We start from the raw sequence: 21,814 nt of genomic DNA, 5'->3' as shown, positions 1-21,814 counted from the left end.
GGCGCTGGCACAGGCCATGCGCCGTTCTTCTGTCTGCCGGCGCGCAGTCCGGTTGGCCGCGACGGCGCTCCTGGCCTTAGGGTTTTTGGGGAGCGGATCGGCGCAGGCCGAGCTGCGTGGCCATGGCGGCTTCGTCAAGGACGTCGCGCTTTCCCAGGATGGGCGTTTCGCGCTGACCGCCTCCTTCGACTACACCGTGATCTATTGGGATGCCGAGCGGCAGGAGGCCTTGGCGGTGCTGGATGCCCATGAAGCAGCGGTTAATGCCGTTGCCTTCCTGCCCGGCGGGCGTGCGCTTTCGGCCAGCGACGACGGCACCTTGCGGGTCTGGGACCTGAATGCTCAAGACACGCAGCGGATCCTGCGCGGCCATGAAGGGCGGGTGCCGGCACTGGCCCTCTCGCCGAATGGAGATCTGGCCGCCTCCGGCGGATGGGACAACAGTGTGCGTCTCTGGGATGTTGAGAGCGGTGAGGCACTGCATCTGCTCGAAGGGCACGAGAACAACGTCAATGTCGTGGCCTTCTCGCCCGACGGCAGGCAGCTCCTGAGCGGCGGCTACGACGGCAAGCTGCTGCTCTGGGATGTTGAGAGCGGTGACCTGCTGCAGGGCCTGGAAGGCAATGGTTTTCCCATCAATGCCCTGGTCTTCGTCAACGATGGTCGGGAGGCCATCAGTGCGGGGGTGGACGAAAGTCTGCACCTTTGGGACCTCGAATCAGGGTCCAGGCTCGCCGAAGTGGGGCGGCACGAGGGCGCGATCCTGGCGCTGGCGCTTTCTCCCGACGGTGAGACCCTCGCCAGTGCCGGATTGGACCGGCGCATCCGCTTTTGGGACGTTGAGCATCGCGAGGAGCTCATCAGTCTCCCGGGCCACCTGGCGCCGGTCTGGTCGCTCGCTTTCGCCCCCGACGGTGCGCGCCTCTTCTCAGCCGGCTCGGACGAGGTGGTACGGGTGTGGGACCTGGAAAGTGGCGAAGAGATCGGGGTGTCTCTGGCCACGCGGGAAACGCCTCCGATAGACCTTTCCGGCGATCCGGAGCTGGCGCGGGGCGAGAAGGTCTTTCGCACCTGCGCCGTTTGTCATTCCGTGACACCGGGCAGCGGTCGTCGTGCGGGCCCGACACTCTACAAGGTGTTCGGGCGCCCGGCCGGCAGCGTGGAAGACTACAACTACTCCAGCGCGCTCGATGGCTCCGACATCATCTGGACGGGGGAAACTATTTCCGATCTCTTTCGCCTGGGCCCCGATCTCTACACACCCGGTTCAAAGATGCCGGTGCAAAGAATCAGCGGCGACGAAGACCTGGCGGCCCTGATGCGCTATCTTGAGGAAGTGACCGGGCCGCAAGAGTAGATCGGAATAAATGCGTGAATCGGGTCTAACGTAAAGCTTTAGAGACGTGAGTCGGCGACCTGGCATGTGCCGGGCTGTCAGTGAAGTGGAGAGACTGCATGAAAGCCTTTGTTGCCGCCGTTGTCGTTGCCGTTGTTCTGGCCGTCGGCGCTCACTACGGCCTGCACGGCCTCGGCCTGACCTCGGCCAATGTCTTCGCCGGAGAAAACGTGCGGCTGTAGCGGCCAGGTCGCGCGCCTTGCTGCGCGCTGACCCACGGCTTGGGCAAAGGATCCAGGGGAAGCGTGAGGCTTCCCCTGGATTTCTTATTCCGCGGCCACGGCCTCTTCCGATTCCAGCCGCACAGCCGCGAACTTGAATTCCGGAATCTTGCCGAAGGGGTCGAGCTGCGGGTTGGTCAGCACGTTGGCGGCGGCCTCGTTGAAGCAGAAGGGCACGAAAACCATGCCCGGGGGCACGTCGCGATCTTCGCGCACGCGCAGGCTGATGCTGCCACGGCGGGTCGTGAGCCGCACCCGATCGCCCGCTCGCAGGTCACGCTCGCCGAGTTCCTTGGGATGCAGGCAGGCGATGGGCTCGGGCTCCAGGTTGTTGAGCACCGAGGCCCGACGGGTCATGGCGCCGGTGTGCCAGTGCTCCAGCAGGCGCCCGGTGGTGAGAACCAGGGGATAGTCCGAATCCGGAAGCTCCGCAGGCGGGACGAGGCCGGTCGGCACGATGCGACCGCGACCATCGGCCGTGGGGAAGCCGGCGGCGAAGATGATCTCGTTGCCCGGCTGGTCGGGGGCGTCGGCGGGGTAGGTGACCGACTCTTCGCGCTCCACCCGTTCCCAGGTGATGTTGTTCAGTGACGGCATCACCTGCGCCATCTCGGCAAAGACGTCGCGCGGGTGGCTGTAGGTCCAGTTGAGGCCGATGCGATTTGCCATTTCCTGGATCAGTTCCCAGTCCTGGCGGGCCTGGCCCGGCGGCTGCACCGCGGGACGGCCGATCTGCACCTGGCGGTTGGTGTTGGTGTAGGTGCCCCACTTCTCCGCATGGGCGGAGGCGGGCAGCACCACATCGGCATGCCAGGCGGTCTCGGTCAGGAAGATGTCTTGCACCACCAGATGCTCCAGCTTGGCCAGGGCCTTGCGGGCGTGGATCTGGTCGGGGTCGGACATGGCCGGGTTCTCGCCCTGCACATACATGCCCTTGATGCGCCCTTTGCTGACCGCGTCGATGATCTCCACCACGGTCAGGCCGCGGGCGGGATCAAGACTGCGGCCCCAAAGTTCTTCGTACATCTGCCGCACGCCCTCGTCCTCCACCGACTTGTAGTCCGGGAAGACCATGGGGATGAGCCCGGCGTCGGAGGCACCTTGGACGTTGTTCTGCCCGCGCAGGGGGTGCAGGCCGGTGCCGGGGCGCCCGATCTGGCCCGTGGTGAGCGCCAGAGAAATCAGGCAGCGGGCGTTGTCGGTGCCGTGGACATGCTGACTGACACCCATGCCCCAGAAGATGATCGAGCGCTGGGAGCGGGCGTAAAGCCGTGCCACCTCGCGGATCGTCTCCGCCGGGATGCCGCAGACCTCGGCCATCTTCTCCGGCGGGAAGTCCTGCACGCTGACCTTGAGCTCCTCAAAGCCCTTGGTGTGCGCCTGGATGTACTGCTCGTCGTAGAGGCCTTCCTCGATGATGGTGTGCAGCATGGCGTTGAGCAGGGCAACGTCCTGGCCCGGCTTGAACTGCAACATGTGGCTGGCATAGCGGGCCAGGCCCTGTCGGCGCGGATCCATGATGACCAGCTTGGCCCCGGCCTTGGCTGCCTGCTTCAAGTAGGTGGCGGCCACGGGGTGGTTTTGCGCCGGGCGCGCGCCGATCAGGATGATGCAGTCGGCCTCGAGCGCGGCGGTGAAGGGGGCGGAAACGGCGCCGGAGCCAATGCCCTCCATCAGCGCTGCCACCGAGGAGGCGTGGCAGAGTCGGGTGCAATGGTCGACATTGTTGGTGCCGAAGCCCTGGCGCACCAGCTTCTGGAAAAGATAGGCCTCCTCGTTCGAGCCCTTGGCGGAGCCGAAGCCCGCCAGCGCCTGTCCTCCGTCGCGCTCCAGGATGGTCCTGAGCCCGCCCGCGGCGCGCTCCAGCGCTTCCTCCCAAGTCGCCTCGCGGAAGTGCGTCCAGGGATTGCTGGAATCGATCCTGTCGTCCCAGCGCTTGGGCGCATCCTCACGGCGGATGAGCGGCACGGTGAGCCGCTCGGGGCTGTGGATGTAGTCCCAGCCGAAGCGGCCCTTGACGCAAAGTCGCTGTTCGTTCGCCGGACCGTCGCGCCCGTCGATCTGCACGATCTTGTCGTCCTTGACGAAGACCTTGGTCTGACAGCCGACGCCGCAGAAGGGGCAGAGGCTGTCCACCGTCTTGTCGGCCCAGACCGTGCGGCTGTCGTTGGCCTCATCGAGCAGGGACTTTTCCATGAGGGCGCCGGTGGGGCAGGCCTGCACGCATTCGCCACAGGCCACGCAGGTGCTCTCGCCCATGGGGTCGTCGAAGTCGAAGATCACCTTAGCGTCGCCGCCACGATAGGCCATGCCGATCACGTCATTGACCTGAACCTCGCGGCAGGCGCGCACGCAGAGACCGCAGTGGATGCAGGCATCCAGGTTGACCGCCATTGCCGGGTGGGTGACGTCGGGCACCGGGCTCTCGTCCGCGGGAAAGCGGCTGTCGGCCAGCTCCAGCTTCTCGGCCCACTGCCAGAACTTGGATTCGGGGTCGTGGCTGGTCTCGCGCTCCGGCTGGTCGGCCAGCAACAGTTCGAAAACCATCTTTCGCGCGGCCTTTGAGCGCTCTCCGGCAGTGGTGACCACCATGCCTTCGGCGGGCTGGCGGATGCACGACGCGGCCAGCACCCGCTCGCCTTCGATCTCCACCATGCAGGCGCGGCAATTACCGTCGGCGCGGTAGCCGGGATCGGGGCTGTAGCAGAGGTGCGGGATCTCGGTGCCCTCGCGCGCGGCCACCTGCCAGATGGTCTCGTCGGCAGCGGCTTCGACTTCGCGGCCGTCAAGGGTGAAGCGGATGGTCTGGCTCATCACTGAACCTCCTCGGGGAAGTACTTGAAGGCACAGAGCAGCGGATTGGGCGCCGCCTGGCCGAGGCCGCAGATCGAGGCCTCCATCATCACCTTCGACAGCTCATCGAGCAGCGGCTTGTCCCACTGCGGCGCGTCCAGCAGCTTGACCGCCTTCTCCGTGCCAACACGACAGGGCGTGCACTGGCCGCAGGATTCATCCTCGAAGAAGCGCATGAGGTTGCGCACCACGTTCTTGATGTCATCCTTGTCCGAGAGCACGACAACCGCGGCCGAGCCGATGAAGCAGCCGTGCTCCTGTAGCGTGTCGAAGTCGAGCGGCACAGTGTCCATGCTGGCCGGCAGGATGCCGCCCGAGGCACCGCCGGGCAGGTAGCCCTTGAAGCTGTGCCCCTCGGCCATGCCGCCACAGTATTCCTCGATCAGCTCGCGGATGGTGATGCCGGCTGGCGCCAGCTTGACGCCCGGCTCCTTGACCCGGCCCGAGACCGAGAAGGAGCGCAGGCCCCTGCGGCCGTGGCGGCCTTCACCTGCAAACCACTCGGCGCCCTTCTCCAGGATGTCACGCACCCAATAGAGCGTCTCGACGTTGTGGATCAGGGTGGGGCGGCCCCAGAGACCCTTCTGCGTGGGGTAGGGCGGCTTGTGCCGCGGGTAGCCGCGCCGGCCCTCGATGGACTCCAGCATGGCTGATTCTTCGCCGCAGATGTAGGCGCCCGCACCGCGGCGCAGCTCAAGGCGGCAGTGCTGAGTGAGGCCTGCCTCCTCGAGAGCCGCGATTTCACGCAGCAGGACTTCGCGCAGCTCGGGGTACTCGTCGCGCAGATAGATCCAGCAGGTCTCGCAGCCAGACACCGAGGCAGCGATAAGGGTGCCTTCCAGGAAGCGGTGCGGGTCGCGCTCTAGGTACCAGCGGTCCTTGAAGGTTCCGGGCTCGCCCTCATCGGCATTGACCGCCATCAGCCGCGGCCCAGTCTCCTGGCGCACGAACTTCCACTTGAGGCCTGAGCGGAAGCCGGCGCCACCCAGACCGCGCAGGCCGGAGGCTTCCAGCGTCTCCATCGCCGTCTCTGGCGCCAGGCTGCCGTCCAGCACCTTGGCCAGCAATGCATAGCCGCCTTCGGCCCGGTAGGCGTCCAGGGGGCGATAGTCGGGCAGGCGGGGATGGGTTTCATGCGTCGCGACCAGTTCGGCGATGCTTTCGACACTGGCCTTACCGGTATGGCGATGGCCCACCTCGGCCACCGGCGCAACCTCACAGCGGCCCATGCAAGGCGCGCGCACCACGCGCACCTCGCGGCCGAGACTGTCCGGAAGCGCCGCCAGCAGGGCTTCCGCACCCATCATTTCGCAGGTCAGCGAATCACAGACCCGTATGGTGAGCGGTGGCGGCGGGGCTTCCTCGTCCATCACCAGGTCGAAATGCGCATAGAAGGAGGCGGTCTCGTAGACTGCGGCCAACGGCAGGCTCATCTCCTCTGCCAGGGCTGCCATATGGCGCGCCGAGAGGTGGCCGTAGTGATCCTGGATCAAATGCAAATGCTCGATCAGCAGGTCGGCCCGCCGCTCCCGCGTGCCCAGAAGCCTGCGCACGTCCTCCAGGGCCTCGGGCTCGACGCCGCGGCCCTTGGGGGCGTAGATGCCGCCGCGTCGACCGCGCCCGCCACGCTGGGGAGAGGACGGGGGTGTGAGCGTTCCATCGGGCATCTCTGTTAACCTGCTTTCTCTGTTGTCTTTGGTGTGTGGGGGCATCTTCTGTCGATCGCCAGGGCTGCGCGAAATAGCGCGCGCTTCAACTGGCCGGCGGCTCGACGATCTCCAAGGTGACGGTGGCGGTGTCGATCAGAAGTTTGCCGGCATGCTCAAAGTTCACCGTGACCCGCGTGCCGACGGCCGACTGCACCTGCCCCAGGCCCCAGTCTGGCTGCTGCGGGTGGCGGACGAACTGTCCCGGTACATAGTCGATCCCGTCGGTCATTCTACACATATTCTAGCTTGTCAGCGCCATGGAGGAGTCTACAAAGACGCCTTGGGGTGCACCAAGATCAAGAACGACGTTTGCAAACCGTGGAGCGACACCGCCGTGGCATCCATGGATGCTTATGGGAATGGGGCGTAATGGGGCAAAGTGATGTGAGGTTGGCTGAGCTGCTTGCGGCTCGGCTCTGTCATGATCTGGCCAGTCCGCTTGCGGCCATCGACAATGGCCTGGAGCTGATGACCGATCCCGATTTCGGCGACGTGGCGCAGGCCGGCGAACTGGTGGGCGACAGCGTGCGTCAGGCTGTCGCCAGTCTCAATTTCCTGCGCGCGGCGTATGGCAGCGCGGGGGCGATGCTGGGCGATCCGCACTATCTGCAGGAGGTCGCGGAAAGCTGGCTGACGCGCCGCGGCATTGCGCTCAACTGGAATATCGGCACCGCCGGCCTGCGTCCGGAATTGGGTCGGCTGCTGCTCAACCTGCTGGCATTGGGCGGCGAAAGCCTGCCGCGCGGCGGCGCGCTCACGCTCAGCGCGGCACAGGCTCCGGCGGCGCAGCGCTACGGTCTGATCGCCGAGGGGGCGGACGCGGGCCTGCGCCCGGAGATGCAGCGCGGGCTTGACGTGCTGCTTGCGGACGGCCTCGATCCCCGAGGCTCCCAGGCCTTCTTTCTGCGTCGTCTGGCCGAGGACCTCGGTGGCACCATCGAGGCGACTCAGGAAGCTCCCGACCGTCTTTCTCTCGACCTGATCCTGCGCAGCTAGAGCGTGAATCCGCTCTGAATCAAGGGTGTAGAGCAGATTCATGACTCAAACCGGATCGCTTCGCGAACCCGATTTGCGTCGATCTGCTAAGCGCGAAGGGCGCTTTACATCAGCAGCATGGGCCAAGCTCCCCCTAGGGGCGAGGCCGCCCGGACCACAGGCAATGGGCCTGCCCGGTGGGCTCCGCATAGGCGCAATGGCAGTGCTTAAGCGCTGCGGCAGGGCATTACCCGTGTTGACGATAAGAATGATTTGCATTAACTCTGCGATTGCGTCGCAACACGCGGCCGGTGCCTGTGCCGGCACGGAAGGGCGCATAGGTGTCCAAAGCCGCTCATTGCTACAACCGCTTCATCGACGGGAGTTTCCGACACATGACCCTTTCTCGACGCCACCTCGCCAGCACGGCCGCCCTTGCCGGGCTCGTCGGTGGACTGGCTTTCCTCGCCATGGCGCCCGCCGCCCAGGCCGAGGGCGAGCTCAACATCTATTCCGCGCGCCATTACGATTCCGATGCCGCCTTGTTCCAAGACTTCACTGAGCAGACCGGCATCGAGATCAATCTGATCGAGGGCAGCGGCGAAGAACTGGTGGCCCGCATCCTGAACGAGGGCGCGAACAGCCCGGCGGACATCTTCATCACGGTGGATGCCGGTCGTCTCTGGCGCGCCGAGCAGGAGGGCATTTTCCAGGCGGTCTCGTCTGACACGCTGGAGGAGCGCATTCCGGATCATCTGCGCCACCCCGAGGGTCTCTGGTACGGCTTTTCCACCCGGGCGCGCACGCTCTACTACAATCCAGAGATCGTGGACGAACCGCCGTCCAGCTACGAGGACTTGGCCGATCCGCGCTTTGAAGGCCTGGTCTGCATTCGGTCTAGCTCCAACATCTACAACCTCTCGCTCATGGCCTCGCTGATCGACGTGCATGGCGAAGAGGGTGCGACCGAGTGGGCCGAGGCGGTGGTGAACAACTTCGCCCGCGATCCCCAGGGCGGCGACACCGATCAGATCAAGGGCGTGGCCTCCGGCGAGTGCGGCGTCGCCATCGCGAACCACTACTACTACCTGCGCCTGGTTCGCTCCGACGACCCCGACGACCAGGCTGTGGTGGAAAAGGCCAAGCTGGTCTGGCCGAACCAGGACGAGCGTGGCGTGCACGTCAACGTGTCCGGCGCCGGCGTTGCCGCCAATGCACCCAATCCCGACGCGGCGCTGGCCTTCCTCGAATACCTGACCACGGACTCCGCCCAGACCTATTTCACCGAGGGCAACAACGAGTACCCGGTGGTCGAGGGCGTGCTGGACAATCCGGTGCTGGAAGAGTTCGGCGTGCCCAAGGCCCACGAGATCAACGTCTCGGTCTACGGCGAGAACCAGCCACTGGCCCAGATGATCTTCGATCGCGTCGGCTGGCGCTGAGCCTCTACCGCAGTCGTCTCTCGTTCCTCAAGGCAGGGGCCGCGCATGCGGCCCCTGTTTTGCTTTGGGGCCATGGGCATTTGCTCAATGAAAGCAACTGGATTTGGTTGCAGCCTGAGGCTCCCATGGTATTTGCTGTGATCGAAGAGGATCTGGTTGAGTACCATGCTCGAGTACAAAGGCTATCTCGGCTCGGTCGAGTACAGCGACGCGGATGAGGTGTTCCATGGTCGGTTGGAGTTTATTCGAGATCTTGTGACCTAGGAGGGCAAGGACGCGAAAGGCCTGAAGGCTGCATTCCATGAAGCCGTGGACGACTATCTGGCGCTTTGCGAGGAGGAGGGTCGAAAGCCCGATGTGCCATTGAAAGGCAGCTTCAACGTGCGGCCCGGCCGAGAACTGCATCGGCGAGCCATGTTCTACGCCAAGCGCCGAGGCCTCAACCTGAATACCGTGGTCAGCGACGCATTGCGTCGGTATCTCGACCGGGAGGATCACGCGGCCTGATCGCTCTTCACCCCCCTTGCCCCCGGCCGGCTCATCTTTCAGAGTCCATGACGGAAAATTAATGCAACGGACAGCGGCAATTTAGGGCTTCGTGCTTATCTCTTGCCGTGAAGCAACTTTCCATTTGGAAACGGAGGCCGTAGCTGATGTCACTTCTTTCCCTTCAACCCCGCAAGGCCGCGGCCGCCGCGGTGGTCGCCGGCGGGGCGCTGCTCTGGTCGGGCGTTGCCTTTGCCCAGGAGATGCCAAGCAGCTTTGCCGACCTGGCCGATCGGGTCAGCCCGGCGGTGGTCAACATCACCGCCAGCCAGAGCGCTCAGCCCGAAGAGCGCGGCCGCGGCTTCGGCGGGTCCCCCTTCCCGGAGGGCTCGCCCTTTGAGGAATTCTTCCGTCAGTTCGAAGATCGTTTCGGCGACCTGCTGCCCGGCCCGCGCGACCAGCAGTTCCGCGGGCCCGGCGCGCCGCGCCAGGGCGTGGGCTCGGGCTTCATCATTGATGCCGAGGGCTACGTGGTCACCAACAACCACGTGGTAGACCAGGCTGACGACATCCGCGTGCGCTTGTCCGACGGGCGTGATCTGGCGGCGGAACTCGTGGGCACCGATCCCCAGACCGATGTGGCGCTGCTCAAAGTCGAGGCCGACGAGAATCTGCCCGCGGTCGACTGGGGCGATTCCGATGATGTACGCGTCGGCGATTGGGTGCTGGCAGTGGGCAATCCCTTCGGCCTGGGCGGCTCGGTGACTGCCGGCATCGTCTCGGCCCGCGGCCGCGACATCCAGGCCGGTCCCTACGATGATTTCATCCAGACCGACGCGGCCATCAACCGCGGCAACTCCGGTGGTCCGATGTTCAACCTCGAGGGTGAGGTGATCGGCATCAACACCGCGATCTATTCGCCTTCCGGCGGCTCCGTGGGCATTGGCTTCGCCATTCCCTCCAGCATGGCGCAGGACGTGGTTGAGCAGCTGCGCGAAGGCGGTCAGGTGGAGCGCGGCTGGCTCGGCGTGCGCATCCAGGAGGTGACGCCCGAACTGGCCGACGGCCTGGGCCTCGACGGTGCTATGGGCGCGCTGGTGGCCAGCGTGCAGCCCGACAGCCCGGCCGAGGCCGCCGGTGTGCGGGCCGGCGACGTGATCACCGCCTTCGACGGCCATGAGGTCGAACGGATGCGCGACCTGCCCCGGCTCGTGGCGGCGGTGCGTGCCGGCAGTGAGGTCGAAATGGACGTTTGGCGCGATGGCGAGACCGAGACACTGGACGTGACCATCGACCGTCAGACGCCGGAGGCGCTGGCCGCCATGTCCGGGCAGCAGCCGGCGCCGGCCGAGGCCGAGGAGCAGCCTTCGGAGCGCCTTGGCGCGCGGCTGTCCAGCCTGGGCGATGAGGAGCGTCAGGCCTTCGGCATCGACGGCGAGCAGGTCGGCGTGGTGATCGCCGAGATCGACCCGACCGGTCGCGCCGCCGCCCAGGGTCTGCGCGTTGGTGATGTGATCGAGGAGGTCGACGGCAACCCGGTCAGCAAGCCGGGCGACGTCGACAGCCGCCTGGCCACGGCGGAAGAGGAGGGTCGCAAGGCCGTGGTCCTCCTGCTCAAGCGCGGCGGCGAACCCCTCTACCTGGGGCTCAAGCTCGAAGCCTGAGGCAACCGGCCGGAGTCTGAATGGCTCCGGCTGATTGTCAGTGCGACAAGGGCGTCTGCCCGTTCTACGGAACGTGCAGGCGCCCTTTTGTGTTTGTGCTCAGCCGTGTGCCGAGGTGCTCGCCACAGACTCTCGCAGGGATCGGCCTTGACTTTTCCCCGCTGGCATTGCGTCAAAGTGATTGTCGTGAGGTCTTCAGAGGTCTAATCTGGCTTTGCCTGGCATCCTCGAGGGTTCGTTCATCGAGGTGCGGCCGTTTCAAATGGATCGGGTGATGGCTGCTCCGCATGACAAGCGGTAGCGCCTCCCGCCGAGGCAGGCGAAGCGGTCACCGCGCAGGACATTAACCGAGGCTTCGCGGTTTGCGAAGCGTGGCCTCATTTCGCGGAGCGGAGCCGATTTGCGCGTCCGCTCCTGCGCTCCTCGCAACCATCGTGGTGGCCCCACCGGGCCGGCCCCGGGAGAAGCACAAGTGCGCGTCGAACAACGCCGACGAATTTGCTGGGGGCGCCGCCAATGATTCTGTTTTCACATCTGACAAGCGCGCCGCCGGCCGCGTCGACCCGCGGGATAGCGTCCCCGGTCGAAGCCGCCGCCGCTCGGCGCGCACTGGAGTTCCCGTATGGCACAACGGATGCTAATCGATGCTACCCGCCCGGGCGAAGCCCGGGTGGTCGTTCTCAGCGGTAACCGGGTCGAAGAATTCGACTACGAGACCGCCACCAAGACCCAGGTCAAGGGCAATATTTATCTCGCGAAGGTCACCCGGGTGGAGCCTTCGCTGCAGGCCGCCTTCGTCGAGTATGGCGGCAATCGCCACGGTTTCTTGCCGTTCAGCGAGATCCACCCCGACTACTACCGCCTGCCCATCGCCGACCGCGAGCAGTTGATCGCTGAAGAGGCTGCCGAACGCGCGCGCCAGAGCGAGAAGGCTGATGCCGCCGACAGCCACGATGGCGATGAGGGTCCGAGCGAGGGCCCACCGGAATCCGCAATGGACCGGGCGCTGGACCAGGACGTGCCGGAAGAGCCCGACAATGGCGAGAGCAAGGAGGGCAACGGCAGCGACATAGAGGTCATCGCTTCGGAGACCTCGGTCGATACTATTGGCGGCGACGACATCGAGGATGCTGCACGCCGGCGCGCCCAACTCCTTCGCAAGTACAAGATCCAGGAGGTCATCAAGCGCCGTCAGGTGATGCTGGTGCAAGTGACCAAGGAGGAGCGCGGCAACAAGGGTGCGGCGCTCACCACCTACCTCTCCCTGGCCGGGCGCTACTGCGTGCTGATGCCCAACACCGCCAAAGGCGGCGGGATCAGCCGCAAGATCTCCAGCGCCGCCGACCGCCGCCGTCTCAAGTCGGTGGTTTCCGAGTTGGACATCCCCGAGGGCATGGCGGTGATTGTGCGCACCGCCGGCAGCCAGCGCACCAAGACCGAAATCCGCCGCGATTACGAATACCTGCTGCGGCTCTGGGACGACATCCGCAACAAGACGCTGGAATCCAGTGCACCTTGCCTGGTGCATGAGGAAGCCAACCTGATCAAACGGGCCATCCGCGACGTCTACACCCGCGAGATGGACAGCATCGAGGTGGAAGGCGAGGAAGGCTACAAGGCAGCGCGCAGCGTGATGCGCATGCTGATGCCCAGCCACGTGAAGAAGGTCACCCAGTACAAGGAAGCCGGGGTCCCACTCTTCCAAAAGCACCGAGTGGAAGAGCAGCTCGAGGCCATGCACGCGCACACGGTGCAGCTGCGCTCGGGCGGCTCGATCGTGCTCAATCCCACCGAAGCCCTGGTGGCGATCGACGTCAACTCCGGCAAGGCGACGAGCGAGCGCCACATCGAGGAAACGGCCTTCAAGACCAACCTCGAGGCCGCCGATGAGATCGCTCGGCAGCTGCGCCTGCGCGATCTGGCCGGCTTGATCGTCATCGACTTCATCGACATGGAGGAGTCGCGCCATAACCGTGAGGTGGAGCGGCACCTGAAGGAGGCGATGAAGCAGGACCGCGCTCGCATCCAGCTGGGCCGCATCAGCCCCTTCGGCCTGCTCGAGCTGTCGCGCCAGCGCCTGCGTCCCTCGCTGTTCGAGACGGTAAACATCGCCTGCCCCACCTGCCGCGGCCTTGGCCACCTGCGCTCGCCGGACTCTCTCTCGCTGTCCCTGATGCACCAGGTGGCGGACGAGGCGGCGCGTCGCGGTGCGGGGCGCATCGAGGTGCAGGCGCCGGCTGCCTTGGCGCTCTATCTGCTCAACGAGAAGCGCAGCCACGTGCAGGACCTGGAAAATCGCTTCGGCATCACGCTCTTCGTGCGGGTCGATGACAACCTTGGGCCGCAGGAGTTCGTGCTGCGCCGCCTGACCAGCGAGGGTCGCGTCGAGGAACGGCGCATCGACACCCAGCAGAGTGCGGCCCCGGCCACCATCGCCGAGGAGGCCGAGACCGAAAGCTCGGAGAGCAGCGAGGGCAAGGGGCGTTCGAGCAGCCGCGGTCGTCGTCGCGGCGGACGCAGCCGCAACAACCGCGAGGACTCCGCCGAGACGAGCGCGCCGGAGACCCAGGAGACCCAGGAGACCGAGGAAGCCGCCGAGGCCAGCCAGCAGGCTGAAAAGGCCCCCTCGCCGGGCGAGGACGAGGACGAGCAGGAGCGCGCCAGCAAGCGCCGTCGCCGCGGCCGCCGAGGCGGTCGCCGCCGTCGCAGCAAGCGCGACGACGAGGAGCAGCAGACGACGGTGCAGGGCCAGGACGGTCAGTCCCAGTCTGATGAGCGGCAGGACGCCGGTAGCGCAGAGAGCGAGCCATCGGTGGAGCCTGCTGAGCAGAGCAGGACTGCCGAGGATGCCAGTGAGCCCGTGACGAGCGAAACCGCTCCGGCAGCCGAGTCCACCGCCAGCGCTGGCGAGGCAGCCGAGGCTTCCGATGCCACGGAGACGGTGGAGGAGGAGAAGCCGGCTCCGAAGAAGCGCAGCCGGCGCAGCCCGCGTCGCAAGACCGCTGCTACGACTGAGGAAAGCGCAGCGGAAGCCACGCCGTCCGAAGGCGAGACGGAGACGGGTGAGGCTGAAAGCAAGCCCAAGCGCCGCCGCGCCCCGCGCCGCAAGTCTGCCGCAGCCGACAAGGCGCCGGAGACTGTGAGCGAGACCAGTGGAGGGTCGACCAGTGAGGCCGCAAGCGAGACTCCGGCACAAGCTGCTGAGGAGCCTGTCCCGCAGGTCGAAGCCGAGCCGGTGCAAACGCCAGCGTTGGTGACTCAGCCGGAACCGCAGGAGCCCTCTCAGCCTGAGCCGGCAACCGAAGCCTCGACGCAGCCTGATGCGGAGCCAACTTCCGACAGCCACGGCCCGGCGCAGCAAAGAGCCGCGCCGCAAGGCGTGGCGGCGCACCAGCCCGCCGATGAGGGTGAGACTGCGGTTGCCGAGGCGGAAGAAGAGAAGCCGGCTCGCCCGCGGCGTCGTGGCTGGTGGGCCCGCGGCTGATCACGGTTTCCCTCGAAGTCTTTCGAGATCAGAAAAGCGAAGGGTCGCCGCAGTGCATGCGGCGACCCTTTGTCTTCTGATCAGGCGCTATCCCGGCAGGCGCCGGACCCTGCCTCTACCGGTGAGCGGCCATCCACTTCTCCAGCCAATGGATGTCGTAGTTGCCGTTGATGAAGCTGAGGTCCTCAACCAGGCGACGGTGGAGCGGCAGCGTGGTCTCGATGCCGTCGATCACCATCTCTTCCAGGCAACGGCGCAGGCGCATGAGGCACTCGTTGCGGGTCTGGCCGTGTACCACCAGCTTGGCGATCAGACTGTCGTAGTGCGGCGGCACGCGATAGCCGCCGTAGATGGCGCTGTCCACGCGCACGCCCAGGCCGCCCGGCGGGTGGTAGTCGAGAATCTTACCGGGGGAGGGCACGAAGGTTTCCGGATGCTCGGCATTGATCCGGCACTCCACCGCGTGTCCGGTGAAGGTCACATCCTCCTGCCGGATCGTCAGCGGGTGTCCGGCGGCAATGCGGATCTGTTCGCGCACCAGATCGATGCCGGTGATCATCTCCGTGATGGGATGCTCCACCTGCAGACGGGTGTTCATCTCGATGAAGTAGAAGTTGCCGTCCTCATAGAGGAACTCGATGGTCCCCGCCGAGCGATAGCCGAGAGTGAGCATGGCCTGGCGCGCGATCTCGCCGATGCGGGCGCGGGCCTCGGCATTGAGGGCGGGGGAGGGGGCTTCCTCCAGCACTTTCTGATGCCGGCGCTGCAGCGAGCAGTCGCGTTCGCCCAGATGCAGGGCATTGCCTTGGCCGTCGGCCAGGATCTGCACCTCGATGTGCCGCGGGCGGGTCAGGTATTTCTCGATATAGACCTCGTCGTTGCCGAACGCGGCCTTGGCTTCGTTGCGCGCCATGCGATAGGCATCTTCGATTTCATCGGCATTGCGCGCAACCTTCATCCCCCGTCCGCCGCCCCCGGCGGCCGCCTTGACCAGAACCGGATAGCCGATTGAGGCGCCCACTGAGCGGGCCTCCTCCAGGCTGGTCACGGCACCGTCGGAGCCCGGCACGACCGGAAGGCCCAGCTTGATCGCCGCTTCCTTGGCCTGGACCTTGTCGCCCATCATGGCGATGTGCTTTGGCTCCGGGCCGATGAAGACGAGGCCGTGCTCCTCCACCATCTCGGCAAAACGCGCGTTCTCGGAGAGAAATCCGACACCGGGGTGAATGGCATTCGCGCCGGTCATGGTCGCGGTGGTGAGGATCGCGGCCATGTTGAGGTAGGACTTGTTGGAGGGGGCGGGGCCGATGCACACGCTTTCGTCGGCCAGGCGCACGTGCATGGCATCGGAGTCCGCCGCAGAGTGGACCGCCACGGTAGAAATGCCCATCTCGCGGCAGGCCCGGTGGATGCGCAGCGCGATCTCGCCGCGATTGGCGATCAGGACCTTTTCAAACACCGCTGGTGCTTCCTTCTCGCTTCACTCGAGCACCAGCAGGGGTTCGCCGAACTCGACCGGCTGTCCGTCCTGCACCAGAATCTGCGAGACCCGGCCGGCGCGCGGTGCAGGCAGGGCGTTCATGACTTTCATTGCCTCGATGATCAGCAAGGTCTGGCCCTCGGCGACCGTATCGCCCGGCTGTACAAAGGGCTTGGCGCCCGGCTCGGAGGCGAGATAGGCCGTGCCCACCATCGGTGAGGTGACGGCGGAGCCGCTTTCCGCTGCAGCGGGGGTGGCCGGGCCAACTTCGGCCGTGGTCTGAGCCGACGCAGCGCTGGCCAGGGGCGCCGCGTGCACCGCGGCAGGGGTCTTGGCCACGCGAATGCGGTGGTCGCCGGCCTCGACCTCGATCTCGGTCAGGCCGGTGTCCTCCAGGATCGAAGCGAGACGACGCAAAGCGTCTTCGTCGAGCGGAAACTTACGGTTCATGCGCCGTTATTGCCTTTCAATCGATTTGCGAGCGCCAGCAGTGCTGCTCGATAGCCGTCAAAGCCCAGGCCGCAGATCACGCCGAAGGCCTGGGGGGTGACGTAGGAGTGGTGGCGAAAGCTCTCGCGTCGGAAGATGTTGGACAGATGCACCTCGATGGTCGGCAGGCCCACGGCCTCCAGTGCGTCATGCACGGCAACGGAGGTATGAGTGTAGGCACCGGCGTTCAGGATGATGGCGGAGAAGCTCGGCGCCGCCTCCTGGATCCAGGTGACCAGTTCACCCTCATGGTTGCTCTGTCGGCAATCCACCTCCAGTCCGAGACGTGCACCTTCATCACGACACAGTGCCTCCAGGTCGGCCAGGGTTGCCGTGCCATAGACGTCCGGCGCCCGACGGCCAAGCATGTTCAGGTTCGGGCCATGAAGCACCAGCACGCGGATGGCGTCAGACAAGTTGGGCTCCTGCGACGGTCGAGGGGTGCAAAGCGTTATCACGCCCGGGCCAGAGGAGCAATGTTCCGAGGTGCAGGCGGAAGCCGGTTTCTGGCCGGCATGTGATCTTCTCGCAGGCGGGCGCGAGCGCGAACAGCAGGATCGTCACATACGCCGTCTGCTGCGAATCTCGCAAGCAACAAATCACTTTGGCGGATGCCAGAAGCGGTCGATCAACCCCTGTCGGCCAGTCTGACCGGCTGCCCGTGCGGTGTGGTGCGATAGGCTTCTGCCCAGGCCTGTTCCAGGCGGTCGAGGTCGGGACTTTCAGCCAGACGACGATCGGTGAGAAGCACTTCCAGCGCTTTCAGCCAGGCCTCCCAATAGCCGCCCTCGCTGTCTTCGGCCCCAGCGGCGCGCCGATTGCGCAGCTCAGCGCCGAAGACCTCGGCCCATTCACTCCAGGTGAAGCGGCCGGTTTCGTTCAGGCGAACGGTGATGGCGAAGGCCTGGGCCTGCCAAGGCTCGGCAAAGACCTTCGGTTCAGGCGGCTTCAAGGTGCGGCTCCCAGAGGTCGAGGGTGACGCAGTCCTGCGGCCGGCCTTGCGGCCCCCAGAGTTCCCGCGCCGAGAAACGCACGGCATAGAGATGCTGTGGCGCTTCGCCTAGGAAATGGGCGTTGCTGTCGGCGAAGACGTGGGCGCCGTGATGCATGACGATCTCGCCGCGCTTGCCACGGGCGTAGCGGGGCAGGCGGGTGTGACCGGCCGGGTGGTGATTGATGGCGCGCACGCTCTGGCCGATGGCAAAGCGCGGTGCCTGATCGACGGCGCGATCGGCGGGGCCGCCACGCCGCAGGGCCGCCAGGGCCTTGGTGGCGTCGAGCGGCGGCTGTGCCTTGCTGCTGCCTGCTGCGGGCTGCCCCTGGCGCAGTTCCTCTGCGCTCACCAGACCGTGCTCGACCATCATGTTGGCCAGGGCCTCGATCCAGCGTTCATAGTAGCTGTAGCGCAGATAATCGGCCGGCGGCAGCTTCTCGCGCGCGTGGCGCGAGGCATCGATGTTCCACTTGCCCCAGGCCGCCATGGCCAGCGTCAGTGCGAGGGCGCGCTCCTCCCACTCGCCATGGAAAACCGGTTCGTTCTCCTCCAGGGGGAGCGCGCCAAAACCATGCATGCCGCCCATATCGTGGACGCCGTTCATGACCGCGCCTCCTCGGGTGAGAGCGGAAGTCCGGTACCAATCATGGAGTCCCGGGTCACCAAGTCCGCCAGTTCCTCCTCACTCATCCCTTCGGTGCCAGCCGGGCGCTCCGGCAGCACCAGGTAGCGGACCTCCGCAGTGGAGTCCCAGACTTGCACCGCCTTGTCCTCAGGCAGCTCCACGCCGAACTCGCTGAGCACCCCGCGGGGATCGATCACGGCGCGTGAGCGATAGGCGTCCGACTTGTACCAGACCGGCGGCAGGCCCAGCACGGGCCAGGGGTAGCAGGAGCAGAGTGTGCAGACGACGAGATTGTGCGTTCTCGCATCGTTTTCGACCACCACCATGTGCTCGCCCTGCCGGCCCTGGAAATCCAGTTCGGCAATGGCTGCCGTGGCATCCTGACGCAGGCGCTCCAGATAGGCCGGATCGCTCCAGGCGCGGGCGACCACGCGCGCGCCATTGCGCGGGCCGACCTTCTCGGCATAGGTCTCGATGATGGCGTCCAGCGCCTGCGGGTCGACCAGTCCCTTTTCCACCAGGAGCGTCTCGATGGCCTTTACGCGCAGCGCGGCGGGCGAGGGCGGATGCTGATGCTCGTGATCATGATCATGACCGTGATCATGATCTCCATGCCCGTGGCTGCCGTGTTCGTGCTTGCTCTCATCATGCATCACAGTGGCTCCCTGACTGGTCCTCAGTTTGGCCTAAGAGGTTGCCGCTGTCATCCCGCCAAAGCGCGGCTCGGCGCCGCTTGGCGGTCGTGGTGGGGTCTAGGGATCGCCACCTTCGCACAAAGCACTTGCACGGCGGGAAGCGGCACGCCATTTCCCTCTCGTTCATGCGAAAATCAAGGTCTCACCGATGATCAGCAAGCTGCTGGAAAACAATCGCCGCTGGGCTGCGCGGCAAACCAAGGTCGATCCCGACTTCTTCACCCGCCTGTCTCAGCAGCAGGCGCCGGAGTATCTCTGGATCGGCTGCGCCGACAGCCGGGTTCCGGCCAATCAGATCGTCGGTCTCGACCCGGGCGAGCTTTTCGTGCATCGCAACGTCGCAAACATCGTCCATGGCGCCGATGTGAATTGCCTCTCGGTGCTGCAGTTCGCGGTTGAGGTGATCAAGGTCAGGCATGTCATCGTCTGCGGTCACTACGGCTGCGGCGGTGTGCGCGCCGCCTTGGCTGGGCGGCAGTTCGGGCTGATCGACCACTGGCTCTGGCCGCTGCGGGAACTGCGCGCCACCAATGCCGAGGAATTGGCCCGTTGCGAGGACGAGGACACGCGCGTCGACCGCCTCTGTGAGATCAACGTCGCAGCCCAGGTTCTGAATGTGGCGCGCACGCCCATCGTGCAGAACGCCTGGCATCGCGGGCAGTCCTTGAAGCTGCACGGCTGGGTCTACGGCCTCAAAGACGGCATCGCCCACGATCTGAACCTGACCATCTCAGGACCGGACGGCCTGGACCCGGCTCACGTGCTGGAAGCCCTGAATTAGGCCTCAGCCTTCCTTGAGCTTACGGGCCACGTCGAGGGCGAAGTAGGTCAGCACGGCGCTGGCACCGGCGCGCTTGAAGGCGAGCAGCGATTCCAGCATCGCACGCTCGCCGTCGAGCCAGCCCTGGTCGGCCGCGCCGCGAATCATCGCGTACTCGCCCGACACCTGGTAGGCGAGGGTGGGCACCGCGAAGGTGTCCTTGACCCGCCGGATGATGTCGAGATAGGGCATGCCCGGCTTCACCATCACCATGTCGGCGCCTTCCTGCAGGTCCAATGCGACCTCGCGCAGGGCCTCGTCGCTGTTGGCCGGGTCGAGCTGATAGGTCTTCTTGTCGCCTACCAGCGCGCCGCTGGATCCGATGGCGTCGCGGAAAGGGCCGTAGAAGGCGCTGGCATACTTGGCGGCGTAGGAGCAGATCTTCACCTGCTCGAAGTCTGCTGCATCGAGGCAATTTCGGATGGCGCCCACCCGACCGTCCATCATGTCGGAGGGCGCGATCACGTCGCAGCCGGCTTCCGCCTGAACCCGGGCCTGCTTGCACAGCACCTCGATGCTCTCGTCATTGAGCACCTGGCCTTCATGGACCAGGCCGTCATGGCCCAGGGAGTTGAAGGGATCGAGTGCCACGTCGCAGACGATGCCGATCTGCGGTACAGCCGCCTTGATGGCGCGCACGGCGCGGCAGACGAGGTTTTCCGGATCCACGGCTTCCCGGCAGTCCGCGCTTTTGCGGGCGTCGGCGACGTGAGGAAAAATCGCGATCGCCGGAATGCCCAGGGAGGCGGCAGCGCCCACGGCCTCGACGGCTTCGGCGACAGTGTGGCGGCGCACGCCCGGCATGGAGGGGATCGTGGTCTGGGGCTCGTCATCCTCGCGCACGAAGATCGGCCAGATCAGGTCCTCGACCCCCAGCCGATTCTCGGCGACCAGATCGCGCACCCAGGGGGCGGTCCGATTGCGGCGCATCCGGATTTGCGGATAGCTGCCGGCAAGTGCAGGTGTGGCAAGCGGCCCGGCCAGAGGCCGAGGAGTGCGGTAATCCGACATCGATCTACCCGAGTGACTTGTTGGTGAGGATTGCCGCGCAGTCTAAGTTCAGCGGCCCCGCGCAACAAGCATTGCCGGGTGCCGTTGGTGTCGCAGCTCAGAATCAAATGGGTGCAGTGGTTCGCTTGCCAAGCAAACCGGGCAGACGGCTGTGTGCCCTGATCCATTCTGCGGTGTGCGGACAGATCCAGGACGCAGCATTGATGATCGTCTGGTGATCTGTTTCCAGGTTGCGGTGTAGTATCGGTTCATGGTGAGCAACGCGATTGCGCAGTCGTCGTACTGAGTTGAGAGCCCCTAGCACTTGCTTGCGTTCATGATGCAACGGTCGATACGGAAACGCATGGCGGCAGCATCGACGCCATAAGGGGACTTCGTAATCTGGTCCGAGCAGACCCACCCAGAATCCGAAACTGAGTTCGGCAACCATGCCGCTGGGTGTGATTGGCTTGCGGTCTCTACGGAGCGTGGTTTTGGCCCGAGCAATCATCGTTGTTTGTGGATGTCGGATATCTTTGATTGCAGCATCGTACCAATCTGCGCCGAAGCGATTGCTGAACTGGGCATGCAGCGCATTGCGCAAGGCAATCTCTAGGCCTTGAAGTGGGGTATAGAAGCCCTCGCTGAGGATAGTATTATGCACGTAGAGCTTGATCGCAGCCACGTGGTCGCCGTCCGTCAGTTCGGCATATCGCTGTAGTCTATCCTCCGAAAGTGCAGCGCGTATGGCGTTCACCTGCGCAGATGTATAGCGAAAACTCACTTGATTTTAACCGCCACATTCGCACATTAGGCGTTGTAAGCCCCGGTACCGCCTCTGCTTTGCACGCGGCCGGGGCCATTCATTTGTGCTTATTTTGTATCACTGTGGCAGTGATTTCTACTATTTTCGGTCGTTGTGCGCTGCGAGCGCAGGTCGACGCCTACACCCAACGCAACGCTTGGCGCGGAGCGAGCCAAGCTCGACTGGATTGAACGGAAGCGCAGGCAATCACAATGCCTCGGTGCGCGTTTCCACTTCGCGCGCATCGGCGTGCGTCAGGTCGGAATCCAGTTCGGCCAAGATCCTTGCTGAGAGTGACTTGGAAAAGAGGCGGCGCAGCTCGCCAAGCGCGCGGGGGGCGGCAACGACGATCAATTGGTCGAAAGCCCCGGACTTCTCCTTCTCCTCCAGCCATTCGACCACCTCGCGCAGAAAGGACTGTTCGGCTAGGTCGTGCGGATCGCTGGGCGGCTCCATGGCATGGCGTCCCGGCCCTGCGCTGTCGTGGGTGCGTCCCGGGCGCTCATTGCCCAGGTCGCGGGAGTGGGAGCGGTTGCCGGTGAAGCTGCCCTCATCGAGCTCACTGAGACGCTTGCTTGGTTCTTGACGGGAGAAGGTGCGCGCTCGTGCGCCATCTGCAACAAGCAACCAAGTCGTACCGCGGCGTAACATGACAGGCCCCTTTGCTTTGTGTTCGAATGGCTTGC

At 65.3% G+C, this 21,814-nt stretch carries 20 protein-coding genes; 8 read left to right on the top strand and 12 right to left on the bottom strand.

What is annotated here, in order from left to right; all coding sequences use genetic code 11:
* The first annotated feature begins 16 nt into the window (after positions 1-16).
* Together P2G67_RS11185 and P2G67_RS11180 are read left to right on the top strand one after the other, a co-directional pair.
* Complete coding sequence (locus P2G67_RS11185; protein ID WP_275823071.1) at positions 17-1,357, top strand: WD40 domain-containing protein; 1,341 nt, start codon at positions 17-19, stop codon at positions 1,355-1,357.
* Between the two features lie 98 nt (positions 1,358-1,455).
* Positions 1,456-1,578, top strand: a complete 123-nt coding sequence (locus tag P2G67_RS11180; RefSeq protein WP_275823069.1) for a hypothetical protein — start codon at positions 1,456-1,458, stop codon at positions 1,576-1,578.
* An 84-nt stretch (positions 1,579-1,662) separates the two neighbouring features.
* Here P2G67_RS11180 and fdhF read toward each other — a convergent pair whose 3' ends face one another.
* The 3 genes from fdhF to P2G67_RS11165 all read right to left on the bottom strand — a co-directional run bounded on the left by fdhF (position 1,663) and on the right by P2G67_RS11165 (position 6,408).
* Entirely contained in the window at positions 1,663-4,431 is a 2,769-nt protein-coding gene (fdhF, locus tag P2G67_RS11175; protein ID WP_275823066.1) for a formate dehydrogenase subunit alpha, read from the bottom strand.
* On the bottom strand, positions 4,431-6,137 hold the full coding sequence (locus P2G67_RS11170) for an NAD(P)H-dependent oxidoreductase subunit E (RefSeq protein ID WP_275823064.1): 1,707 nt from the start codon (positions 6,135-6,137) through the stop codon (positions 4,431-4,433). Before P2G67_RS11170 ends, fdhF begins: the two co-directional genes overlap by 1 nt.
* An 85-nt stretch (positions 6,138-6,222) precedes the next feature.
* Positions 6,223-6,408, bottom strand: coding sequence for a DUF3553 domain-containing protein (locus P2G67_RS11165; protein WP_275823062.1), 186 nt, complete (start codon positions 6,406-6,408; stop codon positions 6,223-6,225).
* Positions 6,409-6,548: 140 nt separating this feature from the next.
* Here P2G67_RS11165 and P2G67_RS11160 point away from each other — a divergent pair, with 140 nt between their 5' ends.
* From P2G67_RS11160 to P2G67_RS11140, 5 genes are all read left to right on the top strand, one after another.
* Positions 6,549-7,175 (top strand): histidine phosphotransferase family protein, encoded by a 627-nt coding sequence (locus P2G67_RS11160; protein WP_275823060.1) that lies wholly within the window; start codon positions 6,549-6,551, stop codon positions 7,173-7,175.
* A 374-nt stretch (positions 7,176-7,549) separates the two neighbouring features.
* Positions 7,550-8,596, top strand: coding sequence for a Fe(3+) ABC transporter substrate-binding protein (locus tag P2G67_RS11155; RefSeq protein ID WP_275823058.1), 1,047 nt, complete (start codon positions 7,550-7,552; stop codon positions 8,594-8,596).
* 309 nt (positions 8,597-8,905) lie between these two features.
* Positions 8,906-9,103 (top strand): toxin-antitoxin system HicB family antitoxin, encoded by a 198-nt coding sequence (locus P2G67_RS11150; protein WP_275823056.1) that lies wholly within the window; start codon positions 8,906-8,908, stop codon positions 9,101-9,103.
* A gap of 146 nt (positions 9,104-9,249) precedes the next feature.
* Positions 9,250-10,746, top strand: a complete 1,497-nt coding sequence (locus P2G67_RS11145) for a DegQ family serine endoprotease (protein WP_275823054.1) — start codon at positions 9,250-9,252, stop codon at positions 10,744-10,746.
* A 622-nt stretch (positions 10,747-11,368) separates the two neighbouring features.
* Entirely contained in the window at positions 11,369-14,230 is a 2,862-nt protein-coding gene (locus tag P2G67_RS11140) for an Rne/Rng family ribonuclease (RefSeq protein WP_275823052.1), read from the top strand.
* A 115-nt stretch (positions 14,231-14,345) separates the two neighbouring features.
* Here P2G67_RS11140 and accC read toward each other — a convergent pair whose 3' ends face one another.
* From accC to nthA, 6 genes are all read right to left on the bottom strand, one after another.
* Positions 14,346-15,689 (bottom strand): acetyl-CoA carboxylase biotin carboxylase subunit, encoded by a 1,344-nt coding sequence (gene accC, locus P2G67_RS11135; protein ID WP_275823050.1) that lies wholly within the window; start codon positions 15,687-15,689, stop codon positions 14,346-14,348.
* Positions 15,690-15,710: 21 nt separating this feature from the next.
* Positions 15,711-16,160 carry an acetyl-CoA carboxylase biotin carboxyl carrier protein gene (gene accB, locus P2G67_RS11130; protein ID WP_275823048.1) on the bottom strand — a complete coding sequence of 150 codons (450 nt, stop codon included), beginning with the start codon at positions 16,158-16,160 and terminating at the stop codon, positions 15,711-15,713.
* Complete coding sequence (aroQ, locus tag P2G67_RS11125; protein WP_275823046.1) at positions 16,157-16,615, bottom strand: type II 3-dehydroquinate dehydratase; 459 nt, start codon at positions 16,613-16,615, stop codon at positions 16,157-16,159. The genes accB and aroQ overlap by 4 nt, the downstream gene beginning before the upstream one ends.
* Before the next feature lie 212 nt (positions 16,616-16,827).
* A complete protein-coding gene (locus P2G67_RS11120) occupies positions 16,828-17,151 on the bottom strand; it encodes a nitrile hydratase accessory protein (RefSeq protein WP_275823044.1) in 324 nt (107 codons plus the stop codon).
* A complete protein-coding gene (nthB, locus tag P2G67_RS11115; RefSeq protein ID WP_275823042.1) occupies positions 17,138-17,797 on the bottom strand; it encodes a nitrile hydratase subunit beta in 660 nt (219 codons plus the stop codon). Before nthB ends, P2G67_RS11120 begins: the two co-directional genes overlap by 14 nt.
* Positions 17,794-18,471 carry a nitrile hydratase subunit alpha gene (gene nthA, locus P2G67_RS11110; RefSeq protein WP_275823040.1) on the bottom strand — a complete coding sequence of 226 codons (678 nt, stop codon included), beginning with the start codon at positions 18,469-18,471 and terminating at the stop codon, positions 17,794-17,796. The genes nthB and nthA overlap by 4 nt, the downstream gene beginning before the upstream one ends.
* 190 nt (positions 18,472-18,661) lie before the next feature.
* Between nthA and can the strand changes: the two genes are divergently transcribed.
* Entirely contained in the window at positions 18,662-19,294 is a 633-nt protein-coding gene (gene can, locus P2G67_RS11105; RefSeq protein WP_275823038.1) for a carbonate dehydratase, read from the top strand.
* Between the two features lie 3 nt (positions 19,295-19,297).
* Here the strand turns inward: can and hemB are convergent, their stop codons facing one another.
* From hemB to P2G67_RS11090, 3 genes are all read right to left on the bottom strand, one after another.
* Complete coding sequence (hemB, locus tag P2G67_RS11100; RefSeq protein ID WP_275823035.1) at positions 19,298-20,344, bottom strand: porphobilinogen synthase; 1,047 nt, start codon at positions 20,342-20,344, stop codon at positions 19,298-19,300.
* Positions 20,345-20,447: 103 nt separating this feature from the next.
* Positions 20,448-21,008 carry a hypothetical protein gene (locus P2G67_RS11095; RefSeq protein WP_275823032.1) on the bottom strand — a complete coding sequence of 187 codons (561 nt, stop codon included), beginning with the start codon at positions 21,006-21,008 and terminating at the stop codon, positions 20,448-20,450.
* 327 nt (positions 21,009-21,335) lie between these two features.
* On the bottom strand, positions 21,336-21,779 hold the full coding sequence (locus P2G67_RS11090) for a host attachment protein (protein WP_275823030.1): 444 nt from the start codon (positions 21,777-21,779) through the stop codon (positions 21,336-21,338).
* Positions 21,780-21,814 lie beyond the last annotated feature (35 nt).

The sequence above is a fragment of the Aquibaculum arenosum genome (genome assembly GCF_029222965.1).
GTDB classification, from domain to species: Bacteria; Pseudomonadota; Alphaproteobacteria; order Kiloniellales; family DSM-21159; genus Aquibaculum; species Aquibaculum arenosum.
The sequence above is the reverse complement of the archived record's forward strand: the minus strand, read 5'-3'. Positions and strand labels throughout refer to the sequence as shown.